We start from the raw sequence: 22,518 nt of genomic DNA, 5'->3' as shown, positions 1-22,518 counted from the left end.
CTACGCCTTGGCGGGCTCGGCGGCGGGTTCTGCGGCGGGCGCGCTCGTCGGGCCCGTGAGGTTCCCGAAGGTGCGCCGGCCCTGCTTGCGGAAGTCGGGGATGCTGGGCTCGCCGTGGGCCTTGCGCCAGACCTTCTCGTAGGCCTTGATCCGCTTGATGTCGCCCGCGATCATCAGCTCGCGCAGGCCGAGGAGCTCGACCGCGTCGAAGTTCTCGGAGATGACGGCGGTGATCTTGGTGGCGTCGCCGAGGTCGAGGATGAAGGCCTCGAGGTCCCCGTCGTACTGCTCGAGGATCTTGGCCTTGTAGGTGTAGTACCACTCGGACCCGGGGTACGGGGTGGCGAAGAACGGGTTGGCCTTGATGCCCAGCTTCTGCCACCAGATCGTGTTGTCGATGATCGAGTCGAAGAACTCGTCGGGGAAGCCGATGATCTGGTTGGGGATGGGGCGGATGCCGGCCTCCATCGTGATCTTCACCGCGCGGATGTTGTTCTCGGGCGTCGCGCCCTTGCCGATGTTCTTGAGCACGCGGGCGGAGAAGGACTCGAGGCCGTAGTCGAGGTAGGTGCAGCCCGCCTCGTGCATCAGCGCGAGGACGCCGGGGTTGACCAGGCCGGCGTGGCTGGTGCCGGACCAGTGGACGCCCTTGCAGACGTCGGGGTCGTGCGGCACGCCGTCGCGCACGCAGGTGGGCTGGAGGCCCTCCTCGATCCACAGCTTGCAGATCTCGGGCAGCCACTTGCCCTTCGTGGTGACGTTCATCGTCATCAGGTTCTCGTCGAGGAAGGTGACGAAGTCGACGCCGTACTTCCGGTGCATCTCCTTGACCATGTCGACGATGTAGCGGGGGGTGTGCCAGCGGATCTCGCGGTTGTAGGAGAACTCGACGTCGCGCGTGCCGTGCTCGTCCTCGACGACCTTCATGTCGCCGGTCAGGCCGAGGTGGAAGCAGAAGCGGCAGATCAGGGAGCAGCCGTAGCTGGTGTTGATGTCGAGGCGGCGCTTGGCGGTCATCGACTCCTCGGACAGCAGGAGGCAGCTGTTCTTGAAGTAGATGTCGAGGGGGAACATGTCCCACGCCGGGAGAGGGAGGACGTCGAGGTTCGGGATGAGCGGGCGCGAGCCGGTGAGGCGGACGGCTCGGTCCTCGTCGCGGTAGATGATGCCGAGGCAGCTGCTCCAATCGGTCCGGCCGGCGTCGAGGCGCTCCAGCAGCTCGGGCCAGGTCACGAAGCTCTCGCCGATGACGCCGAAGTCGGCCTCGGGCAGCATCGCCATGATGTCGGTCGGCATGCTGGACAGGAAGCCGCCGCCGAGGACGATCTTGGCCTTGGGACAGACCTCGCGCGCGAAATGGACGGTTTTCTTTATATAGCCGTAGGAGGTGGTCATGCCGCCGGTGGCGATGACGTCCCACTCGTCGGCCGAGAGGGCCTCGCGGAGCATGGCGTCACCGGGGCGCCAGGCGTTGGCGTCGAAGACCTGGACCTCGTGGCCGGCCTTGTCGGCCACGGCGGCCACCAGCGCCAGCCCGTAGGGGACGTGCTTGGGATTGTCCTCGGCCCGGATGACCGGATTGACGAGGAGGATCTTAGCCACGCGTCGCTCCGGAGGTCTTGAGAGAGGTCTTGAGGAATCCTTCGAGCGTGCTCCAGCCGATGCGCTCGCCGAACAGGATGCCGCCTTCGGTGCAGTTGATGGTCTCGATGCCTTCCGGCGCGGCCACGGCCAGCTGCAGGAAGCAGTTCCGGTACCAGAAATACGTGGGGTCGGTGTACCAGGTCTTGTCGAGGTGCGGGTTGTGCACCTTGATGTAGCCTTCTTCCGGGTCGTCGGGATAGAGCTGCTGGATCACGTCGTAGTACTGCGTCATGTGCAGGGGCGTCTCGGGGGCGTAGGAGAAGTCCATGCCGATGAGGCCGATCCTGGTCCGGTTCAGGATGGCCGCGGTGAAGACGTAGGAGCTGCTGCCGACGTTCCCGCCGGTGACGAGGCAGGGGAGCTTGTTGACCGCGTTGATCTTGCGGGTGAAGCTGTCGGGGGCATCGACGTCGTCGTAGAGCGGGTTCCACCAGTAGACGTCCATGCCGGACTCGATGCAGCGCTCGGTGACGTCGGGCGCCACCGAGGTGGACAGGATGGCCTTGATCCGGGGACCGTGCTGGTTGACGAGCTTGATGAGCTCGTCGTTGTAGCGGCGCTCGTTCTCGCCGACCTTGGGGTCGAGGTCCTGGTTGCGGAAGTAGGCGTCCGGGGCGCGCCGCGCCAGCTTGGTGTCGCCGAACCAGCGCACGATGCGGTCGGGATGGGGGTCGACGCTGACGACGTAGTCGGGGATGACGCCGTTGCGCAGGAGGAAGCCCAGGGCGCCGTCGCAGGCGACGATGGTCAGGCCCTCGTGGCCGACCCGCTTGAGGGTCTCGATCGGCTTGGCCCGGTGGAGGCTGGGGCCGGCCGAGACGACCAGAGCGGGGGCGCCGGGGTCCCGGTCGACGAGGTCCTTGACGCTCTTCTTGACGAAAGGCTTGTTCGCCAGGGCGTGCTTGAGGCCGATCTCGGCGGTCTTGGTGAAAGTGGCCTTGGCGATCAGCGCCAGCTGATCCTGCGAGAGTTCCTTCATCGGAGGACTACTTCTTGGGCGCGGAGGTGTCTTCCCAGACGAACGCTCCCTTGGGCTTGAGGACGAAGGCGATGCTGCCGCCGAGCTTCTCCATGGCGCGCTTCTCGAACTCGGACCGCAGGTCGTCGGCCTTGGTGTTGGCCGCCTGGGTCTCCGGGGTCGTTTTCAGCTCGGGCGCCTTGTAATTGCCTTTCAGGAACTCAGACATCGTGAAACCTCCGTCGAGAATTGTGGAGTCATTATACCTTATTTATCCGGCCTCCGCCCGACGGTGGCGAGGGCGGAGACGCGGTCGAAATCGGGGCGGCTGAAGCTCCGGATGGCCGTTTCGTATCCTGAGGCGGGCTCGGGGCCGGGAACGGCGCTCCGGCGCAGGGCTTCGGCCAGCTCGACGCGGGCCTCGGGCGCCCGGCCGAGGCGGGCCAGGGCCTCCGCGCGCAGGCGCCGCGCGCTGAGGAAGCCCGGCTCGAGCTCGACGGCGCGGGCGGCCAGGCCCTCGGCGCGGTCCCACAGGCCGAGCGCGCCGGCGATCTGCGCCCGGCGCCAGGGATAGACCGCGTTGAAGGGGGCGAGGCTTTGCGCCGCGGCCCAGTGCGTCTCGGCCTCGCCGGCCCGGCCCGCCGACATCGCCGCGTAAGCCAGGTCCTCGCGGGGACCCGGGTCGGACGGGAAGACCGCGGCGGCGCGGGCGGGGGAGGACGCGGCGAAGGTCCGGGGCATCCAGGAGACCGCGGCGAGTGCCGCGCCGGCGAGGATCGCGAGGGCGGGCCAGGGACGCCCCTTCGCGGCGACCGGCGGGGCGGCGAGCGCAAGGGCGCACAGCCAGAGCGCGGCCAGAGCCGGGATATGGAGCATGTTGTCGATGGCGAGCTGGGCCGTCATCGCCGCGGCGGCCGCGGCGGCCGCCTCCCGGACGGGCTCCTCGCCCGAGCGTTTCAGGAGCGCCCGCAGCGCCGCCCCGGCGCCGAGCAGCCACAGCGCCAGGCCCGCCCAGCCGGTCTCCGCCGCGGCCTGCAGCGGTTCGCTATGAGCGTGATCGGAGTTCATCCCCCAGCGGGCGGCGCCGTCGGCGAACTCCACGGGACGGCGGCGGAAGCCGGCGCCGAAGCTCCCCGGGCCCGTGCCGAGCCAAGGCGCGTCGGCCGCGATCCCGGCGGCGGCGCGCCACAGCCCGGGGCGGACCTCGGCGTGCAGGCGGTAGCGCTTCAAGAGGATTTCCTGGATGGACGCGGGCAGGAAGCCCCCGGCGAACGCTCCGGCGAACAGCGCCGCGGCGACGGCGATCACGGCGGCGGCGCGTGCGCCGAAGCGGCGGACGGCCCACACGGAGGAGGCGGCTCCCAGGCCGAGCCACGCCCCGCGCGAGCGCGCGAGAAAAAGGCAGATGACCGCCAGCGCGAACAGGGCCGCGGCGGCCTTCGCGTCAGTTCCTCTCGCCCCACGCGGGTGCAGGATCCATGCCGCGGCTGCGGCGGCCGCGGCGGACAGGGCGAAGGCCGTGTAGTTGTAGTAGGGCGGCATAAGCCCCGTCATCTCGTTTCGGAAATGGTGACGGCCGCCGGTGACGAGCGCGGCGACGGCCAGCGCGGCGGCGACGAGGAGGAAGGAGCGCAGCCAGCCCTCGCGCTCCTTCGGCTTCCACGCGGCGGCCAGAGACGCGCAAGCGAGGACCACGGACCAGCGCGCGAGCGCGGGAAGGCCCGCGAGGGGCTGGGCGCTCGCGGCGGTCGAGAGCGCGGCCCATCCGAGCCAGGGAAGCCACGCGGCGGCGGGGCCGAGCGCGGGACGCTCGAGCCAGACCGCGGCCCACGCGGCCGCGCCGGCGAGGGCGAACAGGCGCGGGTCGCGCAGGCCGCCGAGCGCCAGGCTGAAAACGATGAGGCGGACCGTCCATGTCGGGCGCCCGTCGAGCATGGACGACATTCTATCAGACTCGGAAGACATGACTATCCTCAAGGATAGCTGGAGCTGGAATAGGTCAGCGCCGGTCGGGCTTCGGCGCGGGGGCGAGCTTGGGCTTGGGCTCGGGGCGCGGGGAGTCGCGCACGCCCTGCTTCTTGAGCCAGTACTCCATCTTCGGCACCTGCCAGCTGTAGTCGACGGGGCCGCCGCCGGCCTGCTTGAGGGGGAGGATATTCTCGCCGAGCCAGGACAGCTCGGCGGCGTCGGGCTTCAGGGCGTCGAGGACGCGGGGGCGCAGGACGGCCGCGCCCCAGTCGGGGAACCACGGCGTGCCGGCCTCGGGCAGGCATTCCGCGTAAGGGATCAGCCGGCCGTCGGGGGACTCGCGGAACGCGCGCCTCGGGTTCCAGCGGTCGTAGGGCGAGACCGTCGCGGCGGAGTCCAGCGACGGGTCGTCGAGGAGCGTCTGCACCCCCGTGTCGATCAGCGTCGTGTTGACCGCTCCGGTGTTCGCGAACAGGAGCACGAGCAGCTCGAGCTCGCCCTTCTCCGCCTTCAGGTCCTCGACGACCTGGCGGTAGCCGGCCAGCACCCGCGCCGTCTCCGTCGGGCGAGGGCCTTCCTCGGGCGCGTGCGGGGGATCGAGGATGATGGCGCCCAACTGCACGGCGATGCGGCGCACGGGGTCGGACGCCGTCTGCGCGTACAACCGGCGGGCATGGTCGGAGCCTTTCGCCGCGAGCAGCGGATAGGCCGCGAGCGGGCGGCCGAGGACCTCGGCCTCGTTGCCGGGGAAGTCGATGCTGTCGTCGGGGTCGACCAGGAGCGCGCAGATCACGCGGCTTTCACCTCCAGCGTCTCGACGGCGTCGAGCGCGGCGGCGACGGTGGCGTCCCACGAGTGGCGCTCGACGGTGCGCACGCCCTCGGCGATCAGGCGCAGGGACAGGCCCGGCGTCGTGTTCAAGGTGATGATGTGCTCGGCCAGGGCCGCGGCGTCTCCGGGCGGGAAGAGCAGGCCGTTCTCGCCGTCGCGGATGAACTCGGGCAGCGCGCCCGCCCGCACGCCGAGCACCGGGCAGCCCTCGGACAGCGCGTGCAGCGCGAGCGAGGGGAAGCCCTGGCGGCCCGTCGGTTCCACGAACGCTTTCGCGGCGCGGAAGTACTCCATCTTCTTCGGGTGGGGCAGTTCGCCGAGGAACGTGACGCGGTCGCCGAGCATCAGCGCCTGGGCCTTGTCCTTCAGCGCGGGCAGGGCCGGGCCGTCGCCGATCACGGTGACGTGGACGTCCATGCGCAGGCGCGCGACGCCGGAGAGCACGGTCTCGAAGCCGGGCAGCGACGCGTCGTCGACGACGCCCGCGGTGACCACGTTGAAGCCGCGCGCGCGCGAGGAGCGCACCGTCACGAGCGCGATCTGCTGGGCGAAGATCTGGTCGTACGCGTAGGGGATGACGCGCATGCGGCTCTCCGGCACGCCCCAGCCCGCGGCGACGCCGGCCATGTGGCGGCTCGGCAGCAGCAGCAGGTTCGCGGCCGTCGCCAGGCGCTTGACCTCGGCGAGGGACTCCGCCGAGGCGCCGGCGTAGGACTCGATGAGGCGCAGGACGGTCGGCTTGTCCGCGGCCTTCGCCGCGATCAGCGCCGCCGGCTGGAGGCTGTTGATGATGACGGCGTCGCTGTCGAGCGCGAAGCCCCGCGAGGCGAGCAGCTCGGCGGCCGCCCTGCTCGGCCCGTTCGGGACCATCTGCATCGAGGCGGAATGGCCGCGCGCGGGCGCGCGTTTGACGATCTCCCGGCAGAAGGCGTCCTCGCCGTTGGGGGAGGTCGGGTCGGGGATCAGGAGCAGCCGCACCCGTCAGCTCCGCACGGCCGCGGCCGTGGAGGCGCGCAGGATCGTCGAGGGCAGCTGGCCCATCGAGTGCTCGAAGCGCTGGGCCGGGCGTCCCGCGTTGAACGGGATGTGGAGCGTCTTGCGCACGTCGCGCTCGACCTGGTCGCGCAAGGTCACGAGCTTGGCCGCGCTCAGGTGATCGGTGTACACGTATGCCTTGTAGCCCCCGTCCGGGTCGCCCTTGTAGTAGTCGGCCACCTGCGTGTAGTCCACCTCGTAGCCGTACAGGCGGTCGCCGGTCTCGGGATAGGTGTAGACCCAGACGTTCTTCATCGTCGGGTGCTGGACCGCGCGGTCGTAGTAGGGCGTGCCGGGGTAGGTCGTGATGATGGTGACGTCGAAATCGTCGGGCTTGGCCTCGAGCAGCCAGTCGCGCGTCTCGAGGATGGTCTGCTCGGACTCGCCGGGGTGGCCGATCGACATCAGGGCCTTCACCTTCAGGCCGTGGCGCTTGGCGATCGCCACGCAGCGCGTGTTCTCGTCGCGGGTCGCGCGCTTGTTGATGTTCTGCAGGATGCGCGGCGAGCCGGACTCGAAGCCGGTCAGGATCCAGCGGAAGCCGGCGCGGTACATCGCCTCGGCCTGCTCGTCGTTGAAGAGCTGCGACTTGATGAAGCCGCGCAGGCGCCACTCGACCCCCCGCCGCTTCTGTTCCGCGGCGATCGCGTTCATCAGCTCGACCATCTTCGGGTTGACGTTGAGCTCGTCGTCGTAGAGCATGAAGCCCTTCGTCCCGTAGGTGTCGGCGAGGTGCGCGATCTCCTTGACCACGTTCTCGGTGCTGCGCGTGCGCACGCGGCGCAGCATCGGCGACTCGCGGCCGCCGCAGAAGCCGCAGGCGAACGGGCAGCCGAGCTGGGCGATCAGGCTCATCGCGGGCACGTTGTCGATCGAATAATGGTAGCTGCTCGCGTCCACCAAGTGGCGGGCCGGGAAAGGCAGCTCGTTGAGCATCTGGTTCGTGAGGAACAGAGGGGTCTTGGGATCGTCGCCGTCGACGACCTTCGGCGCGTCCTTCTTGATCGCCTCGAAGACGGCTTCCTCGCCGTCGCCGGGGACCAGGACGTCGTAGGTCGCGAGCATCTTCTCCAGCGCCTTGGCGGCGCGGCCGGGGGCCTTGCGGGCGAGCTCTCCTTTATATGCCGCGTTGATGAGGGTGATGTGGGGGCCGCCGAGGATGATCTTGGCCCCGGGCAGGGCGGCGCGCAGGGCCTGGGTGACGCGGAAGGCGGCCGGCATCTGCGGCGTCGTGGAGGTCAGGCCGAAGACCTCGGCCTTGCTCGTCTTGGCGTGGAGGCGGATGACCTCCTCGTAGTTCTCGATGCCCGACAGGTCGAGCATCTCGACTTCATGGCCCGCCGTCTCCAGAGCCGCGGCCACCCGCAGGATGCCCAAAGTCATGAAGACCCGCTCGTCGAGCAGGAAGATGGAGGGGGGGGTGATCAGGCAGATGCGCATCGGACTCATTGTAACAGGGGCGTCCTGGGGCGTCAATGTCGGTCCGGTTACGTCTATTGGGGTTCTCAAACGGCGACAGACTTACCGGTATTTTCACTTTTCAGAACCAAAAGTGAAAATACCGGTAAGTCTGTCGCCGATCTCAGTCTCCGAAGTGCTTCTTGGCGCATTCAGGGCACACGCCGTGTGAGAACTGGGCGGTCGTCTTGTCCGACACGAAGTCCTCGAGGTTCTGATAGGCGCCGCGCTCGTCGCGGATGCGGCGGCAGTAGGCGCACATGGGCAGGATGCCTTCGAGGGTCCGCACGCGCTCGGTCAGCTGGACGATGCGCTCCGCGACGCGCAGGCGTATGCGCAGGGCGTCGACGTCGAGGGGCTTGGTCAGGAAGTCGTCGACCCCCTCCTCCATGGCCTTGGCGTAGTGTCCCGCCCCGAGCATCTTGCCCGTGAGCAGGATGAAGTACACGTAGGGCGCGTCCTTGCGCGAACGCACGCGCCGGCACAGCTCCAGGCCGTCGATGTCGGGCATGACCCAGTCGCTGACGACGATGCGCGCGCCGGTCCGGCCGAGGGCGTCCCAGGCCGAGGCGCCGTTGACCGTCTCGATGACCTCGTAGCCGAGCTTCATCAGGGAGCCCTGGAGCAGGGCCCGGTTGGTGCGGTCGTCTTCCGCGATGAGGACCTTCATGCCCTGGATTTTAGCAAAAGCAGGAACTCATGGTTGCCCTTCGGTCCCACCACCGGGGATTCGAGCATCCCCGCCTCGACGAGCCCGAGGCTCGCGGCGGCGGCGCGGATCTTGTCCACGGCCCGCAGCCGGACGGCCGGGTCGCGCACGACGCCCTTGGGGGCGAGCTTCGGGCCGACCTCGAACTGGGGCTTCACGAGGACGACGAGCTCGAAGGGGGCGGCGAGGCAGGGGATGAGGAAGGGCAGGACCTGGGCCGAGGAGATGAACGAGACGTCCATCACGGCGAGGTCGGGCTTCGGGGAGAACCATTCGGGCTGGAGAAGACGGGCGTGGGTCTGTTCGCGGCTCACCACGCGCGGGTCCGCCTTCAAACGGCTGTCGAGTTGGGCGGTGCCGACGTCGATGGAATACACCTTCGAGGCCCCGGCCTGGAGCAGACAATCCGTGAAGCCTCCGGTGGAGGCGCCGACGTCGATGCAGACGCGGCCTTCGGCCGCGACGGAGAACTCGTCGAGGGCGGCCTTGAGCTTCAGCCCTCCACGGGACACGTAGGGGCAGGGATCGGCTTTCAGACTGAGAACGGCGTCCGGGCCGATCATTTCGCCGGCTTTGCCGGCGGAACGGCCGTCGACTAAAATCAAACCGGCCATGACCGCCGCCTGGGCCTTTGTCCGGGACTCGAATAAGCCCCTTGAGACGAGCAGTAAGTCCAACCGTTCGCGTTTGGCCATGACTTGTTCTCGTATGATAGTATAAGCCCCCAATGAAGCGCTTCCTCGTGCTTGCCGTGGCCTTGGCGTGCTTCGCGATGCGTTCCGCCGCCGCGGGGCCGGTCTTCACCGGCGATTGGGCCACCACCTACGGCGACATGACCTTGACCGAGTCGTCGTCGGCCGTCACCGGCACCTACATCATGGAAAGCGCGGTGTGCGCGCTCGACGGCAAGCGCGGCAAGGACGGGACCTTGACCTTCGTCTACCGCGAGCCCGAGGCGTCCGGCGAGGGCCGCTTCCGGCTGTCCGCCGACGGGCGGTCGTTCGAGGGCGAGTGGCGCGCGCGGGGCTCGGAGAAATACATTCCCTGGCTCGGCCGCAGGCGCCAGTCCCCCGAGGCCGCGTCCGGCTTCGCCGGCCTGTGGGAGACCAACTTCGGCCGCCTGCGCCTGACGGTCTCCGGCGGCGCGGTCACCGGCTACTACTCCTTCGCCGACGGCGCGGTCTCGGGCCGCGTCGAGGGCGACCTGCTCAGGTTCCGCTACAAGGACCAGAAGGAAGGCGACGGCGAGTTCCGCCTCGCCCAGGACGGCCGCGCCCTGCGCGGGCGCTGGCGCGCCGACGGCGACAAGGAGTGGCGCGACTGGACCGGCCTGCGCGTCGAGCCCGTCGCGGGCCGCAAATGGCTGGTCGTCCTCGAGTCGCGCTGGGAGTCGAGCCTCGCGGAGCCCGAGTACACCTACGGCGAGATGCTCAAGATCTTCTTCGCGCGCACGCCGAGCGTCCAGGTCCGCCAGCGCTTCTACACCGACCGCTCGAGCCTGCTCAAGTGGATGCGCGAGGCCTCCCTGCTGGCGGAGCCCGTCGTGCTCTACTTCTCGGGCCACGGCACGGCGGAGGGCCTCGAGACGGAGACGGGCCCCGCGACCGCGGCCGTCCTCGCCGATCCTCTCAAGGCCGGCGGAAACGTCTCGCTCGTCCATTTCGGCTCCTGCGACGTGATGAAGGGCAAGGTCCCCGCGGAGCTGCAGCGCCTCGCCGGCTCCGCCGCGCGCTTCCCGGTCTCGGGTTTCGCCCAGCCGGTGGATTGGGCGGCGAGCGCCGTCACGGACTTCATGTACCTCGACCTGATCCTGTCCCGCGACATGGAGCCCGCGAAGGCCGCCGCCGAGCTCAAGCGCCTGATGCCTTTCACCGCGCGCGAGAGCTCCGCGACGGCCTACGACGGGGTCAGCTTCCGCCTCCTGCCCGCGCCGGGGGCCGCGCTGTGACGACGCGCTTCCTCGATTGCCGCGGCACGGCCGCCCGCTACTTCGACTGGGTGACGCGCGAGGTCGCGGCCATGCGCAAGAAGCCGCACCTGGCCACCGTCCTGTTCCGTCCGAAGCAGAATCCCGCGTCGCTGCAGTACCGCGACCTGATGCTGCGCGACGCCGCGCGCCTGGGCATCCCCGTCGACGGCCACGAGGCCGAGGACGAGGAGTCCCTGCTGGCGCTCGTGCGCCGCCTCAACGCCGACCGGGCCGCGTCGGGGCTGATGCTCCTGTATCCGCTCCACTGCGCGCTCAAGGACGAGGACGTGATGGACCTCGTCTCGCCGGCCAAGGACGTCGAGGGCCTCAACTCCACGAACCTCGGCTACCTGATCAAGTACAAGCGCTTCCTCGACGAGGCGCGCGGCATCAAGTGCGTGGTGCCCGCGACCGCCAAGGCCGTCGTGAAGATCCTCCAGGCCTACCCCGAGATCCCGATCGAGGGCGCTTTCGCCGTCGTGGTCAACAACTCGATGCGCGTGGGCAAGCCTCTGGGCCTGATGCTCGAGAACCTCGGGGCGACCGTCGTGAAGTGCTACGACAAGACGCCGCGCGCGGTCCTCGAGGAGCAGGCGCGCCGCGCCGACATCCTCGTCACCGCCGTGCCGGACCCGTCCTTCAAGCTCGACCCGTCGTGGGTCAAGAAGGGCGCGGCCGTCGTCGACGTCTCCTATCAGGGCAACGTCGACGCGAAGGCCCTCGACGGCGTCGCCTCCTTCCTCACCGCGCCCGACAACCGCATCGGCGCGATGACGCGGGCGATGACCTTCGTCAACCTCGTCTACTGCGCCAAGAACACCCCCGCGCGCGGCTCCCGTGTCTCCGCTCTGGGCTGACCTCGGCCTCGTCTACTGCGCCGCCGTTTGGGGGGCGACGTTCTATATGGTTAAGGACGCCCTCGCGGGCGTCGATCCGGTGGCCATGGTATGCCATCGTTTTTTGTTGTCGGCGCTTCTTCTAGCTCCGTGGGCGCTCGTCCGCCCGGGAAGAGGCCGTCACTTGAAAGAGTCCCTGATCCTCGCCGTTTTGTTGTTTTTGCTGTATACGACGCAGACCATAGGATTGGGTTTTACGTCTGCGTCGAACTCGGGGTTCATCACTGGTTTGTTCGTCATCTTCGTCCCGATGTTCTTGTTGTTTTTCTTCCGCAAGTCCCCGACCGCCGTTCAATGGGTGTCGTCCGTTCTCGCTTTGTTGGGGTTGTGGATGCTGACCGGGGGCATCTCTTCCGTCAATTTCGGCGACGTCATCACCTTGGTCGCCGCCGCCACCTACGCCGGCCACCTCCTCGCCACCGACCAGTACGTCCGCGCCGACGCCGACGCCGTCGTCCTCGCCTTCCATCAATTCTGGATGACCGGCCTGATGGCCCTCGCCTACTGCCTGCTCTCGGGCCGTTCCCTCGCCGTGCGCGGCGACAGCGCCGCCGGCACCATCGCCTTCCTCGCCGTCGTGCCGACCTTGTCCGCCTTCTTCATCCAGATGTGGGCGCAGAAGGTCACCGCGCCGATCAAGGTCAGCCTGATCTTCTCGCTCGAGCCGGTGTTCGGGGCGGCCTTCGCCTGGACGCTCGGCGGCGAGGCCTTCGTCCCCGCGCGCGCGGCCGGCGGCGGCCTGATCGTCGCGGCGATGATGGCGGGGGAGCTCTCCAAGCTCGACCTGCTGAGGGGAAGGAAGAAAGAGATCCTGCCGACCTGAGCCCGCGCCGGCGCGGGCTCGACGAACTGTTTCCGGAAACAGTTCCCGTCTACTTCTTGGGCGGCCCGAAGGCGTTCAGGAAGAAGGTGAACTTCTCGAGGTCGTAGCTTTGCCCCGACTCGAGCTCGGCCGTGTTCTGCGACTGGATCAAGGTCCCGTTCTCGTCGAGGACGTAGAGGTGGGGGAAGCCGGCGGGAGCGGGGTAGCCCTGAAGGGCGGCGGGCGCCGGGCCGCCGGCCTCCACGCTGACCTTGACCACGACGAAGTTCTCGTCGCGCAGAGCGGCGAGCTCGGGGTGGTCCTCGAAGAAGCGGTCCATGATCCTGCACCACGAGCACCAGTTCCCGCCGGCCTCGATCAGCACGCGCTTGCGCCCGGCCCGGGCCTGCGCGAGGGCGTTCTTGACGTCGGCGGCGGCGTCGCGGGAGGCGTCGTAGCCGCCCTTGCCCCCGGCGTTCCCGCACGCGGCGAGCGCGAGCCCGGCGATCAGCGCGATCCGTTTCATATTCATAGTCCCAGCGCCCCCAGCCGTTTCTTCAGGTCCTTCGCGCCGCGGTAGCGGATCGCGTGCAGTCCGGCCTTGCGGGCGCCCGCGCAGTTCTCCTCGAGGTCGTCGATGAAGACGGTCTCCTCCGGCGCGGTGCCCGACAGCTTGAGCGCGGCCTCGTAGATCTCGAGCTGCGGCTTGCGCAGCTTGAGCTCGTGCGACAGGATGGCGCCCTTGACGATGGCCGGGAACGCGTAGCGCGAGCGGATGTGCTCGATGTGCAGGGCGTTGGTGTTGGAGAGGAGATAGGTCGGCATCCGGACGGAGAGGTTCTTCAGGATCGCGAAGGAGCCGCGGTCGAGCGTGAAGTGGTCGCACCACAAGGTCTTGAACCGGACGAAGTCGCCCTTGTAGCCGAGCTCGCGGACGAACAGGGCGTGGATCTCCTCGCCCGTGACCTCGCCGCGCTCGATGCGGTCGACGATGCGCCCCTTCCAGACGAGGCGCGCGACCTTGACCGGGTGACGGCCGACGGCCCAGGCGAACTTGCGCAGGATGCGCTTGTTGGAGAAGCGCAGGAGCACGTTGCCGATATCGAAGAAGACGGCCTTGATCGCCATGGGTCCGAGATTATAGCGCTTCGCGCTCAGTGCTTCCCTTTGACGAAGGGCATGACGACCTCGATGCCGATGAGGATGATGACGATCCACTCGAGGAACTCGAGGCGCGCCGAGGAGAGCGCGGACTCCATCTTGTCGTAGATGCTCTCCAGGGTCTTGAGCTTGCGCTGGATGCTCTTGTCCCAGGCGTTGAGGTGGTAGCGGCGGGCGGCCTGCTGGTAGAGGCGCGCGAGATACTGGTCGCCGAGCAGCTTGATGGCGTTGTTGATGTTCTCGAAGAGGACCGCGCTCTCCACCTGGAGCTGGCCGATCTCGCGGAGCTTGTCGTCGGCCTTCGTGAACAGGCTGAAGGGGCCCTTCGGGCTGTGGGTGAGCGCGTCGTAGTAGCTCTCGAGCGCCGTGTCGAGCTGGTGGTCGAGGTGGCGCAGCTCGAGGAGCTGCACCGTCGCGAACTCGAGCACCGCGCGCGTGTCGTCGGCCGTGGTGGCGAAGACGATCGCCGCGACCCAGTCCACGAGCGTCAGGTCCTCGGAGCCGTAGGAGACCTGGACGGAGAGCGCGTCGACGACCTCCTGCTCGGAGCGCAGGTCGACGTCGGCGCGCAGGATCTGCGCGACCGAGGTCGGGGCCTCCGCGAGCAGGCGCGCGTGGGCGCCGTGGTCGTCGAAGGCCCGGATCTGGAAGACGACGTAGTCCTCGTAGAACGCGGAGATCTGCGGCCGGCTCACGGACGGGTGGATGGTCTTGATCAGCTCCTCGACGAGGCGCCGGCTGTCCTTGAGCAGCGGCTCGTTGTCGTAGAGGAGCTCGGAGAGGCGGGCGAGGTCGGAGAAGGGCCCGGCGAGCGGGATCTGGTAGGTCACGCTGATCGCGCCGAAGTCGAAGACCACGGTCTCGACGGCCGGCAAGGTCCGCCACTCGCCGATCTCCTGGATGCCGGTCGTCTGCGTCACGCGCAGCGGATAGGGCTGGAACTCGAAATACTTGGGCGCGCGGCGCTGGTGGCGGATAGGCGCGCGCTCGGTCGAGGCGGTGACGCTCTTCTCGGCGGCGTCGAGGCCGATGGACAGCCCCACGTCGTAGGCGAACTGGACGTAGGCGACGCCGTCCTTGATCACGGGGTTGTAGCTCTTATGGACGGGCTTCATGAGGGCCTCAGGGGGAAGTCGGCGGGTACGGGCGCCTCGAAGGAGAGCGGGCGGCCGTCGCCGGGATGCTTGAACGACAGGCGCCAGGCGTGCAGGAGCTGGCGGTCGGCGCCGAGGGCGTCGAGGTCGGCGCGGGACACCTCCTTGCGCACCGCCTTCATGTACACCTCGCCGTCGCCGCAGTACAGCTTGTCGCCGACGAGCGGGTGGCCGAGGTGGGCGAGATGGGCGCGGATCTGATGGAGGCGTCCGGTGCGGGGCAGCGCCGAGACGAGCGACAGGCGTCCGTCCGTGGCCAGGCGGCGGAACTCGGTGACCGCGCTCTGCCCGCCGGCGCCGCCCACCGCGCGGCGCACCCGGATGGACTTGCCCTCCGCGCCTAACGGCGCGTCGACGACCTTCGAGGCCCACTCCACGGCTCCGAACACCACCGCGAGGTATTCCTTTTGGACGCCGCGTCCGACGAACTGCTCGTACAGGCTCCGCGCCGCGTCCACGTCGAGGGCCAGGACCATGGCGCCGCTGGTCTCCCGGTCGAGACGGTGGGCGAGGTACACCTTCCGGCCGAGCTGCTTGGCGAGCAGATGGGTCACGGTGTTGTGGAGGACCTTGTCGGTGGGATGGCTGAGCGTGCCGCCGGGCTTGGAGATGACCGCGATCCGTTCGTCCTGATAAAGGAGGGGCATGGTCTCGTGCGGGACCGGGGGCTCGGCCACGCGCCGGTAGCGGATGAGGACGGTCTCGCCTTCGCCGACGCGGGCCGCCGCCTTCACCGGGCGGGACGTCCGGGTGACGAGGCCGTCGTCGATGAGCTTCTGCACGGCGACGCGGGAGTATTTCTTGCCCAGGCGCGCGGCCAGGAAGGTGTCCAGGCGCAGGCCCTCGTGCTCCTTGAGGGCGCGGAAAGGAACCTCGATCCAGTCGGCCGCCGGGGTCGTCGCGTCGGACATGTCGACTCCCAGTATAACACCTGCCCAGGAGGGCGACAAGGCGGGAAAGCGTATGCTCCATAATGACTTTTTGTATACTGCACGCCATGAAGTGCCCGAATTGCGGCGTCGAGGCGCCGGCCGGCGCGACGGATTGCCCGGCCTGCGGGGTGATCTTCGCCAAGTTCAAGAAGAAGCTCGAGAGCCTGCCGGTCCCGGAGCCCGCGAGGTTCGATCCCTGGGTGGGGCGGGCGATCGCGGCCGCGATCGTGGCGATCTGGATGATCGCCTTCGGCCTCTACTACCGGCGCGCCGTCTCCGAGATGCCGGTGCGCAATCCCGCCGGGCCCGCCGGCCGCCGGTGAAATGGTATAATCCTCGTCGAGGATAGCCCTCTCCCGCCTCCCGATGCGCACGAAAACCCTCAAGAAGAACAAGGTCCACGTCGTCACGCTCGGCTGCTCGAAGAATCTTTACGATTCCGAGGTGCTGATGGGGCAGCTGCGCGCCGGCAAGTTCGAGGTCGAGCACGAGACCGGCTGCGACGACGCCTCCATCGTCGTGATCAACACCTGCGGCTTCATCGACAACGCCAAGCAGGAGTCCATCGACGCCATCCTCGACTACGCGGCGGCCAAGAAGCAGGGGAAGCTCGACAAGCTCTTCGTCACCGGGTGCCTGTCGGAGCGGTACAAAGAGGACCTGGAGAAGGACATCCCCGAGGTGGACGCGTACTTCGGGACGCGCGACCTGCCCCGGCTGCTGAAGGCCCTCAACGCCGATTATAAGCATGAGCTCGTGGGCGAGCGGATGCTCACGACGCCGCGGCATTACGCGTACTTCAAGATCTCCGAGGGCTGCGACCGGCCTTGCTCGTTCTGCGCCATTCCTTTGATGAGAGGAAAGCACGTTTCCACGCCCATCGAGGATCTCGTGGCGGAGGCCAAACGCCTCGCGGCCGCGGGCACGAGAGAGCTTTTACTCATCGCTCAGGACTCGACTTACTACGGTCTCGATCTTTACGGCAAACGGCGTCTGGCGGACCTCTTACGAGCCCTTTCCGACGTCCCCGGCATAGGTTGGATCCGGCTGCACTACGCCTTCCCCGCGGGGTTCCCGATGGACGTGTTGGATGTCATGAGGGAACGGGATAATATCTGCAAATATCTCGACATGCCTCTTCAGCACATCACCGACCGGATGCTGACCTCCATGCGCCGCGGGACCACCAAGGCCAAGACGGAAGAGCTGGTGGCGACGATCCGCGGGAAGGTGCCCGGCATCGCGCTGCGCACGACCTTGATCGCGGGCTACCCGGGCGAGACGATCGACGATCATGAGGAAACGCTCGAGTGGGTCCAGAAAACGAAGTTCGATCGCCTCGGCGTGTTCCAGTACTCCCACGAGGAGAACACGCATGCCTACGCCCTCTCCGATGACCTCCCCGCGAGCGAGAAGAAGCGCCGCGCCGAGGGGATCATGGCCGTCCAGCAGCCGATCTCGCTGGCAATCAACGCCTCGCGCATCGGCAAGGTCGTGAAAGTACTGATCGACCGCAAGGAAGGCAAGCACTTCATCGGGCGCACCGAGCAGGACTCGCCCGAGGTGGACAACGAGGTGCTCATTCCTGCCGCGGCGCATTACCTGCGCGTCGGGGACTTCGCCGACATCAAGATCACGGGCGCCGAGGAGTATGATCTTGTCGGTGAACCAGTTTAGGGCTTGACAGAATCGCGCGCCTGGTATATAATACTGACAGTCACAGTGTGACCAACAGTCATGACAGTCCTCGAACGAAAAGAAAGGGAGTTCCAGCAGCGGGAGGAGGCGATCCTCGCCGCGGCGTTGTCTTTGTTCAACCGCGACGACTGGCAGACGGTGACGATCGACCAGATCGCGGCCAAGGCCGAGATCGGCAAGGGCACGATCTATAAGCACTTCGAGAGCAAGGACCAGATCTACGCGAAGCTGGTCGTGAATTTCCACCGGAACATCCTGCGCGAGCTCGGCAAGATCGATCTGAGCCAGGCGCCGTTGAAGGTGATCGGCGAGACCTTGGACGTTTTTTGGCGCTCGCACGGGCTCTCTCCGGAGCACAAGCGCCTCGTGCGCTACTGCGAGCGCGAGGATTTCAAGCGCCTCGTCGGCGACAAGCTGAGCCAGGAGCTCGACGCGCTCGACAACGAGTTGAACTCGATCATCATCCCCGTCGTCGAGCGCGGCATCAAGGAAGGCGCGCTCATCGACCGGCCGGTCGAGCATCTGATGCTCAGCCTGCACGCGTCGATGGTCGGTCTCGTCGAGATGGACGGGGTCGAGTGCGTCCAGACGGACCTCACGGCCGAGCAGAAGTATCAAGTGATCAAAGAGTTCGCGCTGCGCGGAATTTCAAAGCGTTAGGAGAGATATGATTTTTTTTGCCCCGGTGGTGACTGGTGGTCACAAATGGAATGTTGGTCACAATTTCGCGCTCGCGGCGGCGGGGGTTCTTCTCGGTGCCTCAACCGCCGTGGGCGCCCCGTTGTCGGTAGCGGATTATCTCGGCCAGGTCGCCGAGCGCCATGACGGCGTCCGGGCCGCGGCCGAGGGCGAGGCCGGCGCGCGCGAGCGCGCGGCGGAAGGCCTGATCCGCACGGCCCCGACCTTGTTCGTGGAGGGGGAACGCTCCCTCGACGCGTCGCCGAAGAACTTCGTCGGCGCGGAAGGCGAGCGCGTCGAGCGTTCCTCGGTCAAGGCCGGCGTCTCGCAGGTCCTGCCCTTCGGCGCGAACGCCAAGGTCTACTACGCGTTCTCGCGCAACGACCTGAACGGCGCCGATCCGAATTTCGTGAAGCCTCCTTCCTATTATTACGCGAGCCCGACGGCCGAGCTCAGCGTGGACCTGTGGCGCAACGCGCTGGGGCGCGAGACCAAGGCGGGTGTGGCGTCCGCCCGGCATCGCGCGCTGTCCCGCGCGTTCGGCGAGCGCATGAGCCGCCGGAGGATCCTCTCCGAGGCCGAGCAGGCCTATTGGTCGCTCGCCGCCGCGCGGCGCGTGTCGGAGATCGCCCGGCAAAGCTTGGCCCGCGCGGAGAAGCTGCGCGACTGGGCGGCCAAGCGCGCCGCGAGCGCGCTCGCCGACCGCTCCGACCTGCTCGAGGCCGAGGCCGTCGTCCGCCTGCGGGCCCTCGACCTGCGCCAGGCCGAGGACGACCGCCGGGTCGCCGAGCGCGCCTTCGAGGTGGAGCGCGGCGGGACCGGGAACGCGCCCGAGGAATTGGCCGCGCTGGAGGACGACGGCGCCGCGCCGCGCCGGGCGTCGGCGCCGGACGAGGTCGCCGCCGCCGAGCACGAGGCGGGCGCGGCCGCGGCGGACGGCGCCGCGGGCGTCGAGGGCGCGCGGCCCCGCGTCGAGGCGTACGTCGCCGGGGCGCTGACCGGGCGCCGCGCGGGCTCCCGCGACGCGGTCTCGGACTCCGTCGGCCCCGACTCGCCGCGCTGGACGGCCGGGGCGCGCGTGTCGGTGCCGCTCGACCTGTCCGTGCTGCGCGCGGCGCGGACGGGCCACCGCGCCGAGGCCGCCGCGGCCGGACGCCGCGCCCGGCGCGCCGCGTACGAGTCGGCGGCGAACTGGAAGGACCTGACGGACCGTCTCGAGGACGCGCGCCGCCGCGTGGTCCTCGCGGGAGAGATCGAGAAGGCCCAGCTCGAGCGCGTCGAGACCGAGCGCCGCCGTCACGGCGAGGGCCGCACCACGACGTTCTTCGTGCTCCAGGCGGAGCAGGACTGGGCCGCCGCGCGCCGCTCGCTCGTCGGCGCGGAACTGCAGGTGAAGCTGGCGTCGGCGCGGCTCAAGCCGTACTCCGAGGAGAATTGACATGGACCTTCCCGAACTGTCGGTCAAGCAGCCCGTCTTCGTGACGAGCATCGTGATCCTGATGCTGGCGGCCGGAGGCCTGCTCATGACGCGCCTCGGCGTCGACCTGTACCCCGACGTCGCCTTCCCCACGATCACCGCGACGGTCGAGTATCCCGGCGCCGGCCCCGACGAGGTGGAGACCCAGATCCTCAAGCCGCTCGAGGACGAGGTCGCCGCGATCGCGGGTCTCAAGAAGCTGCGCGCCACGGCCAAGGAGGGCGTCGGCACGATCGTCGCCGAGTTCACTCTCGAGACCGACCCGAAGTACGCCGAGCAGCAGGTGCGCGTGCGCGTCGACCTCGCCCGGCGCAAGCTGCCGGACGACGCGAAGGAGCCCGTGATCCGCCGCTTCGACCCCAGCGACACGGCCCAGCTCGCGATCGCGGTTTCGGCCGACCTGTCTCCCGCCGAGCTGTACGACCTCGCCGACGACGTCGTGCGCCCGGCCCTGCAGCAGGTCCCGCAGGTCGGCCTCGTCGAGGTCGTCGGCGGCCGCAAGCGCGAGATCCGCGTCGACCTCGACCGCGCCGAGCTCGCCCGCCGCGAGCTGTCGGCGGGCGCCGTGTCCGACGCCCTGGCCGCCGCGGGCAAGAACACGCCCGCAGGGCGCGTCACCCGCGGCGCGGGCGACCGCCTGTTCCGGACGATCGGCGACTTCGCGGACGCCCGCGACGTCGAGAGCGTCATCGTGGCCTTCCGCGGCAACGAGACGCCGATCCGCGTCCGCGACCTCGGCAAGGTGGGCGACGGCCTGCAGGACGAGAAGACCCGGGCGTTCTGGAACGGCAAGCCCGCGCTGTACGTCCAGGTCTACCGCCAGTCGGGCTCCAACACCTTGGCCGTCGTCGACGCGGTGAAGGCCCGGCTCGCCAAGCTCCAGGCGGAGCTGGCGGCCCGCCCCGGCGCCCCGACGCTCACCGTCGTCATGGACCGCTCGAAGGCGATCAAGGACAACGTCGACGACGTCAAGGAGACGATCTTCCTCGGCATCATCCTCACCTTCGTCGTGGTGTTCCTGTTCCTGGGCAGCGCCCGCTCGACCTTGATCACCGGCCTCGCGATCCCGACCTCTCTGCTCGGCTCCTTCGTCATGATGTACGTCTTCGGCTTCACCATCAACATGATGACCTTGCTCGCGATGAGCCTGGCCGTCGGCCTGCTCATCGACGACGCGATCGTCGTGCGCGAGAACATCTTCAAGCGCCAGGAGGCGGGCGAGCCCGCGGAGAAGGCGGCCGTCGACGGCACGCGCGAGGTCGCGCTCGCCGTCGTCGCGACGACGGCGGCGGTCATCGCCGTCTTCCTGCCGATCGCCTTCCTTCAGGGCATCGTCGGCCAGTTCTTCAAGCAGTTCGGCCTCACCGTCGTGTTCGCGATGGCGATCTCCCTGTTCGACGCGCTGACCATCGCGCCCATGATGTCGGCGTACTTCGCCGCCGGCGGCTCCGGCCACGGCGCGAAGAAGAAGGCGGGAGCGCTCGACCGCCTGCTCGCCGCCGTGGACCGCGGCCAGACGCGCCTCGAGGAGGCGTATGAATGGTCCCTGCGCCGCTCGATCGGACGGCCGTGGGCGGTGCTTGCCGGCGCGGCCGCGCTGTTCGTCGGAAGCCTCGGCATCGCGGCCCTGGTCCCGAAGACCTTCCTCCCGCCCCAGGACAACGGCCAGTTCTCGGTCTCGCTCGAGCTCGAGCCCGGCGCGAGCCTTGAGGCGACGGCCAAGGCGGCCGCCGTGGTGGACGGCCTCCTGCGCGCCCACCCCGAGGTCAAGACCAGCAAGCTCACGGTCGGCAACGCCGACAACGAGTCCCACAAGGCCGACTTCTACGTCGAGCTCGTGCCCCGCAGGAAGCGGACGATGAACACGACGGCCTTCAAGAACCTGATGCGCGAGGAGCTCAAGCCCTACGCGTCGTGGCGCGCGAGCGTGAAGGACTACGACGACTTCGGCGCGGGCATGCGCCCGTTCAATCTCGTCCTCCTCGGCCAGGACGCCGAGGCCCTGCGCGCCTACTCCGACAAGGTCTACGCCCGCTTCATGAATCACCCCGCCCTGCTCGAGCCGGAGACGAGCGAGAAGCCGGGCAAGCCGGAGGGCCGGACGGCGCTCGACGAGGAGCGCGCGCGGCGCCTGGGGCTGTCCACCTTGCTCGTCGGCCGCGAGCTGCGCGCCCAGATCGAGGGCGAGACGCCCGCGGTGTACCGCAAGGACGGGCGCGAGTACGACGTCAGGGTCCGCTTACAGGAGGATCAGCGCGACATCCAGGCGGATTTCGCCAAGACCCTCGTGCCGAACGTCAACGGGCGGCTCGTGCGCCTGTCCGACGCGGCGCGCGCGGTCTCCGGGCGCTCGCCGGCGGCGGTCAACCGCTCCGACCGGGCGCGCTCGGTGCGCTTGGGGGCCGACGTGGCTCCGGGCGGCTCCGGGCTCGGCGGCGCGATGGCCGAGTTCCGCTCGCTCGCGGCGGGCGAGCTCAAGCCGCCGCCCGGCGTGGCCTACCGCTTCGAGGGCCAGGCGGAGGACTTCGAGGAGCTCATCGTGAACATGGCGCTCGCGGCCGGGCTCGCCGTCTTCTTCATCTTCCTCGCGCTGGCGAGCCTGTACGAGTCGTTCATCACGCCGCTGACGATCATGCTCGTCCTGCCTCTGGCGGCGAGCGGCGGCTTTCTCGCGCTGTGGCTCACGGGGCAGTCGCTCGACATCTACTCGATGATCGGCATGATCCTGCTGCTCGGCATCGCGACGAAGAACTCGATCCTGCTCGTCGACCGCACGAAGCAGCTGACGGCCCGCGGCATGCCCGACATGGAGGCCGCGATCCGGGCCGGACGCGACCGCCTGCGGCCGATCCTGATGACCTCGTTCGCGCTCGTCGCGGGGATGATCCCGGTCGCCGTCGGCCTCAACGAGGCGTCGGCGCAGCGCACGAGCATGGGCGTGACCGCGATCGGCGGGATAGTGAGTTCCACCTTTCTTACCTTGTTCGTCGTGCCCGCGGCCTACGCGCTGTTCGAGCGCTTCCGGGTGTGGTCGCTCGCGCGGGCCCGGCGCATCGGCGGGCTCGACGCGGCGGCCCCGTCCGCGAAGCCCGCGGCCGCCGAAAGAGCTTTGGAAAGCCTCGAGATCTGACGCAAGGAGAATGAAGCC

21 protein-coding genes are annotated in these 22,518 nt (G+C 68.7%); 8 read left to right on the top strand and 13 right to left on the bottom strand.

The annotated features are described in order from the left end of the window. The 9 genes from HYV14_16960 to HYV14_16920 all read right to left on the bottom strand — a co-directional run bounded on the left by HYV14_16960 (position 1) and on the right by HYV14_16920 (position 9,298). Positions 1-1,602 (bottom strand): B12-binding domain-containing radical SAM protein, encoded by a 1,602-nt coding sequence (locus tag HYV14_16960; GenBank protein ID MBI2387679.1) that lies wholly within the window; start codon positions 1,600-1,602, stop codon positions 1-3. Beyond that, positions 1,595-2,623, bottom strand: coding sequence for a DUF115 domain-containing protein (locus HYV14_16955; GenBank protein ID MBI2387678.1), 1,029 nt, complete (start codon positions 2,621-2,623; stop codon positions 1,595-1,597). The genes HYV14_16960 and HYV14_16955 overlap by 8 nt, the downstream gene beginning before the upstream one ends. A gap of 7 nt (positions 2,624-2,630) precedes the next feature. Beyond that, positions 2,631-2,831, bottom strand: coding sequence for a hypothetical protein (locus tag HYV14_16950; protein ID MBI2387677.1), 201 nt, complete (start codon positions 2,829-2,831; stop codon positions 2,631-2,633). Positions 2,832-2,869: 38 nt separating this feature from the next. Then, on the bottom strand, positions 2,870-4,537 hold the full coding sequence (locus HYV14_16945) for an O-antigen ligase family protein (protein ID MBI2387676.1): 1,668 nt from the start codon (positions 4,535-4,537) through the stop codon (positions 2,870-2,872). Between the two features lie 64 nt (positions 4,538-4,601). After that, the gene (locus HYV14_16940) at positions 4,602-5,363 is read right to left on the bottom strand and encodes a hypothetical protein (protein ID MBI2387675.1); all 762 of its coding nucleotides are present in this window, start codon (positions 5,361-5,363) and stop codon (positions 4,602-4,604) included. After that, the gene (locus HYV14_16935) at positions 5,360-6,379 is read right to left on the bottom strand and encodes a glycosyltransferase (GenBank protein MBI2387674.1); all 1,020 of its coding nucleotides are present in this window, start codon (positions 6,377-6,379) and stop codon (positions 5,360-5,362) included. Before HYV14_16935 ends, HYV14_16940 begins: the two co-directional genes overlap by 4 nt. A 3-nt stretch (positions 6,380-6,382) precedes the next feature. Next, positions 6,383-7,876: a B12-binding domain-containing radical SAM protein gene (locus HYV14_16930; protein MBI2387673.1), complete on the bottom strand. Its 1,494-nt coding sequence runs from the start codon at positions 7,874-7,876 to the stop codon at positions 6,383-6,385. A gap of 142 nt (positions 7,877-8,018) precedes the next feature. After that, complete coding sequence (locus HYV14_16925; protein MBI2387672.1) at positions 8,019-8,564, bottom strand: response regulator; 546 nt, start codon at positions 8,562-8,564, stop codon at positions 8,019-8,021. Continuing rightward, positions 8,561-9,298: a TlyA family RNA methyltransferase gene (locus HYV14_16920; protein ID MBI2387671.1), complete on the bottom strand. Its 738-nt coding sequence runs from the start codon at positions 9,296-9,298 to the stop codon at positions 8,561-8,563. Before HYV14_16920 ends, HYV14_16925 begins: the two co-directional genes overlap by 4 nt. A gap of 32 nt (positions 9,299-9,330) precedes the next feature. Here HYV14_16920 and HYV14_16915 point away from each other — a divergent pair, with 32 nt between their 5' ends. Genes HYV14_16915 through HYV14_16905 form a run of 3 tightly spaced genes read left to right on the top strand, consistent with a single transcriptional unit; the run spans position 9,331 to position 12,291 of the window. After that, positions 9,331-10,551, top strand: a complete 1,221-nt coding sequence (locus tag HYV14_16915; GenBank protein MBI2387670.1) for a hypothetical protein — start codon at positions 9,331-9,333, stop codon at positions 10,549-10,551. Beyond that, the gene (locus HYV14_16910) at positions 10,548-11,429 is read left to right on the top strand and encodes a bifunctional 5,10-methylenetetrahydrofolate dehydrogenase/5,10-methenyltetrahydrofolate cyclohydrolase (GenBank protein MBI2387669.1); all 882 of its coding nucleotides are present in this window, start codon (positions 10,548-10,550) and stop codon (positions 11,427-11,429) included. The genes HYV14_16915 and HYV14_16910 overlap by 4 nt, the downstream gene beginning before the upstream one ends. Further along, positions 11,410-12,291, top strand: a complete 882-nt coding sequence (locus HYV14_16905; protein MBI2387668.1) for a DMT family transporter — start codon at positions 11,410-11,412, stop codon at positions 12,289-12,291. Before HYV14_16910 ends, HYV14_16905 begins: the two co-directional genes overlap by 20 nt. A gap of 49 nt (positions 12,292-12,340) precedes the next feature. Here HYV14_16905 and HYV14_16900 read toward each other — a convergent pair whose 3' ends face one another. Genes HYV14_16900 through HYV14_16885 form a run of 4 tightly spaced genes read right to left on the bottom strand, consistent with a single transcriptional unit; the run spans position 12,341 to position 15,496 of the window. Further along, positions 12,341-12,796 carry a thioredoxin family protein gene (locus HYV14_16900; protein MBI2387667.1) on the bottom strand — a complete coding sequence of 152 codons (456 nt, stop codon included), beginning with the start codon at positions 12,794-12,796 and terminating at the stop codon, positions 12,341-12,343. Between the two features lie 2 nt (positions 12,797-12,798). Beyond that, positions 12,799-13,398 (bottom strand): HAD family phosphatase, encoded by a 600-nt coding sequence (locus tag HYV14_16895; protein ID MBI2387666.1) that lies wholly within the window; start codon positions 13,396-13,398, stop codon positions 12,799-12,801. A gap of 26 nt (positions 13,399-13,424) precedes the next feature. After that, on the bottom strand, positions 13,425-14,546 hold the full coding sequence (locus HYV14_16890) for a hypothetical protein (protein MBI2387665.1): 1,122 nt from the start codon (positions 14,544-14,546) through the stop codon (positions 13,425-13,427). Then, entirely contained in the window at positions 14,543-15,496 is a 954-nt protein-coding gene (locus HYV14_16885) for an RluA family pseudouridine synthase (protein ID MBI2387664.1), read from the bottom strand. Before HYV14_16885 ends, HYV14_16890 begins: the two co-directional genes overlap by 4 nt. 86 nt (positions 15,497-15,582) lie before the next feature. Here HYV14_16885 and HYV14_16880 point away from each other — a divergent pair, with 86 nt between their 5' ends. The 5 genes from HYV14_16880 (at position 15,583) to HYV14_16860 (ending at position 22,500) form a co-directional block, all read left to right on the top strand. Then, entirely contained in the window at positions 15,583-15,840 is a 258-nt protein-coding gene (locus HYV14_16880) for a zinc ribbon domain-containing protein (protein MBI2387663.1), read from the top strand. A 43-nt stretch (positions 15,841-15,883) separates the two neighbouring features. Next, positions 15,884-17,194: a 30S ribosomal protein S12 methylthiotransferase RimO gene (gene rimO, locus HYV14_16875; protein ID MBI2387662.1), complete on the top strand. Its 1,311-nt coding sequence runs from the start codon at positions 15,884-15,886 to the stop codon at positions 17,192-17,194. A gap of 60 nt (positions 17,195-17,254) precedes the next feature. After that, positions 17,255-17,875, top strand: a complete 621-nt coding sequence (locus HYV14_16870; protein MBI2387661.1) for a TetR/AcrR family transcriptional regulator — start codon at positions 17,255-17,257, stop codon at positions 17,873-17,875. A gap of 109 nt (positions 17,876-17,984) precedes the next feature. Then, positions 17,985-19,331, top strand: a complete 1,347-nt coding sequence (locus HYV14_16865) for a TolC family protein (GenBank protein ID MBI2387660.1) — start codon at positions 17,985-17,987, stop codon at positions 19,329-19,331. Between the two features lies 1 nt (position 19,332). Beyond that, the gene (locus tag HYV14_16860) at positions 19,333-22,500 is read left to right on the top strand and encodes an efflux RND transporter permease subunit (GenBank protein ID MBI2387659.1); all 3,168 of its coding nucleotides are present in this window, start codon (positions 19,333-19,335) and stop codon (positions 22,498-22,500) included. Positions 22,501-22,518 lie beyond the last annotated feature (18 nt).

The sequence above is a fragment of the Elusimicrobiota bacterium genome, assembly GCA_016182905.1.
Lineage (GTDB): Bacteria > Elusimicrobiota > Elusimicrobia > UBA1565 > UBA9628 > GWA2-66-18.
Note: the sequence above shows the minus strand (reverse complement) of the source record. Positions and strands in the feature narration are given on the sequence as shown.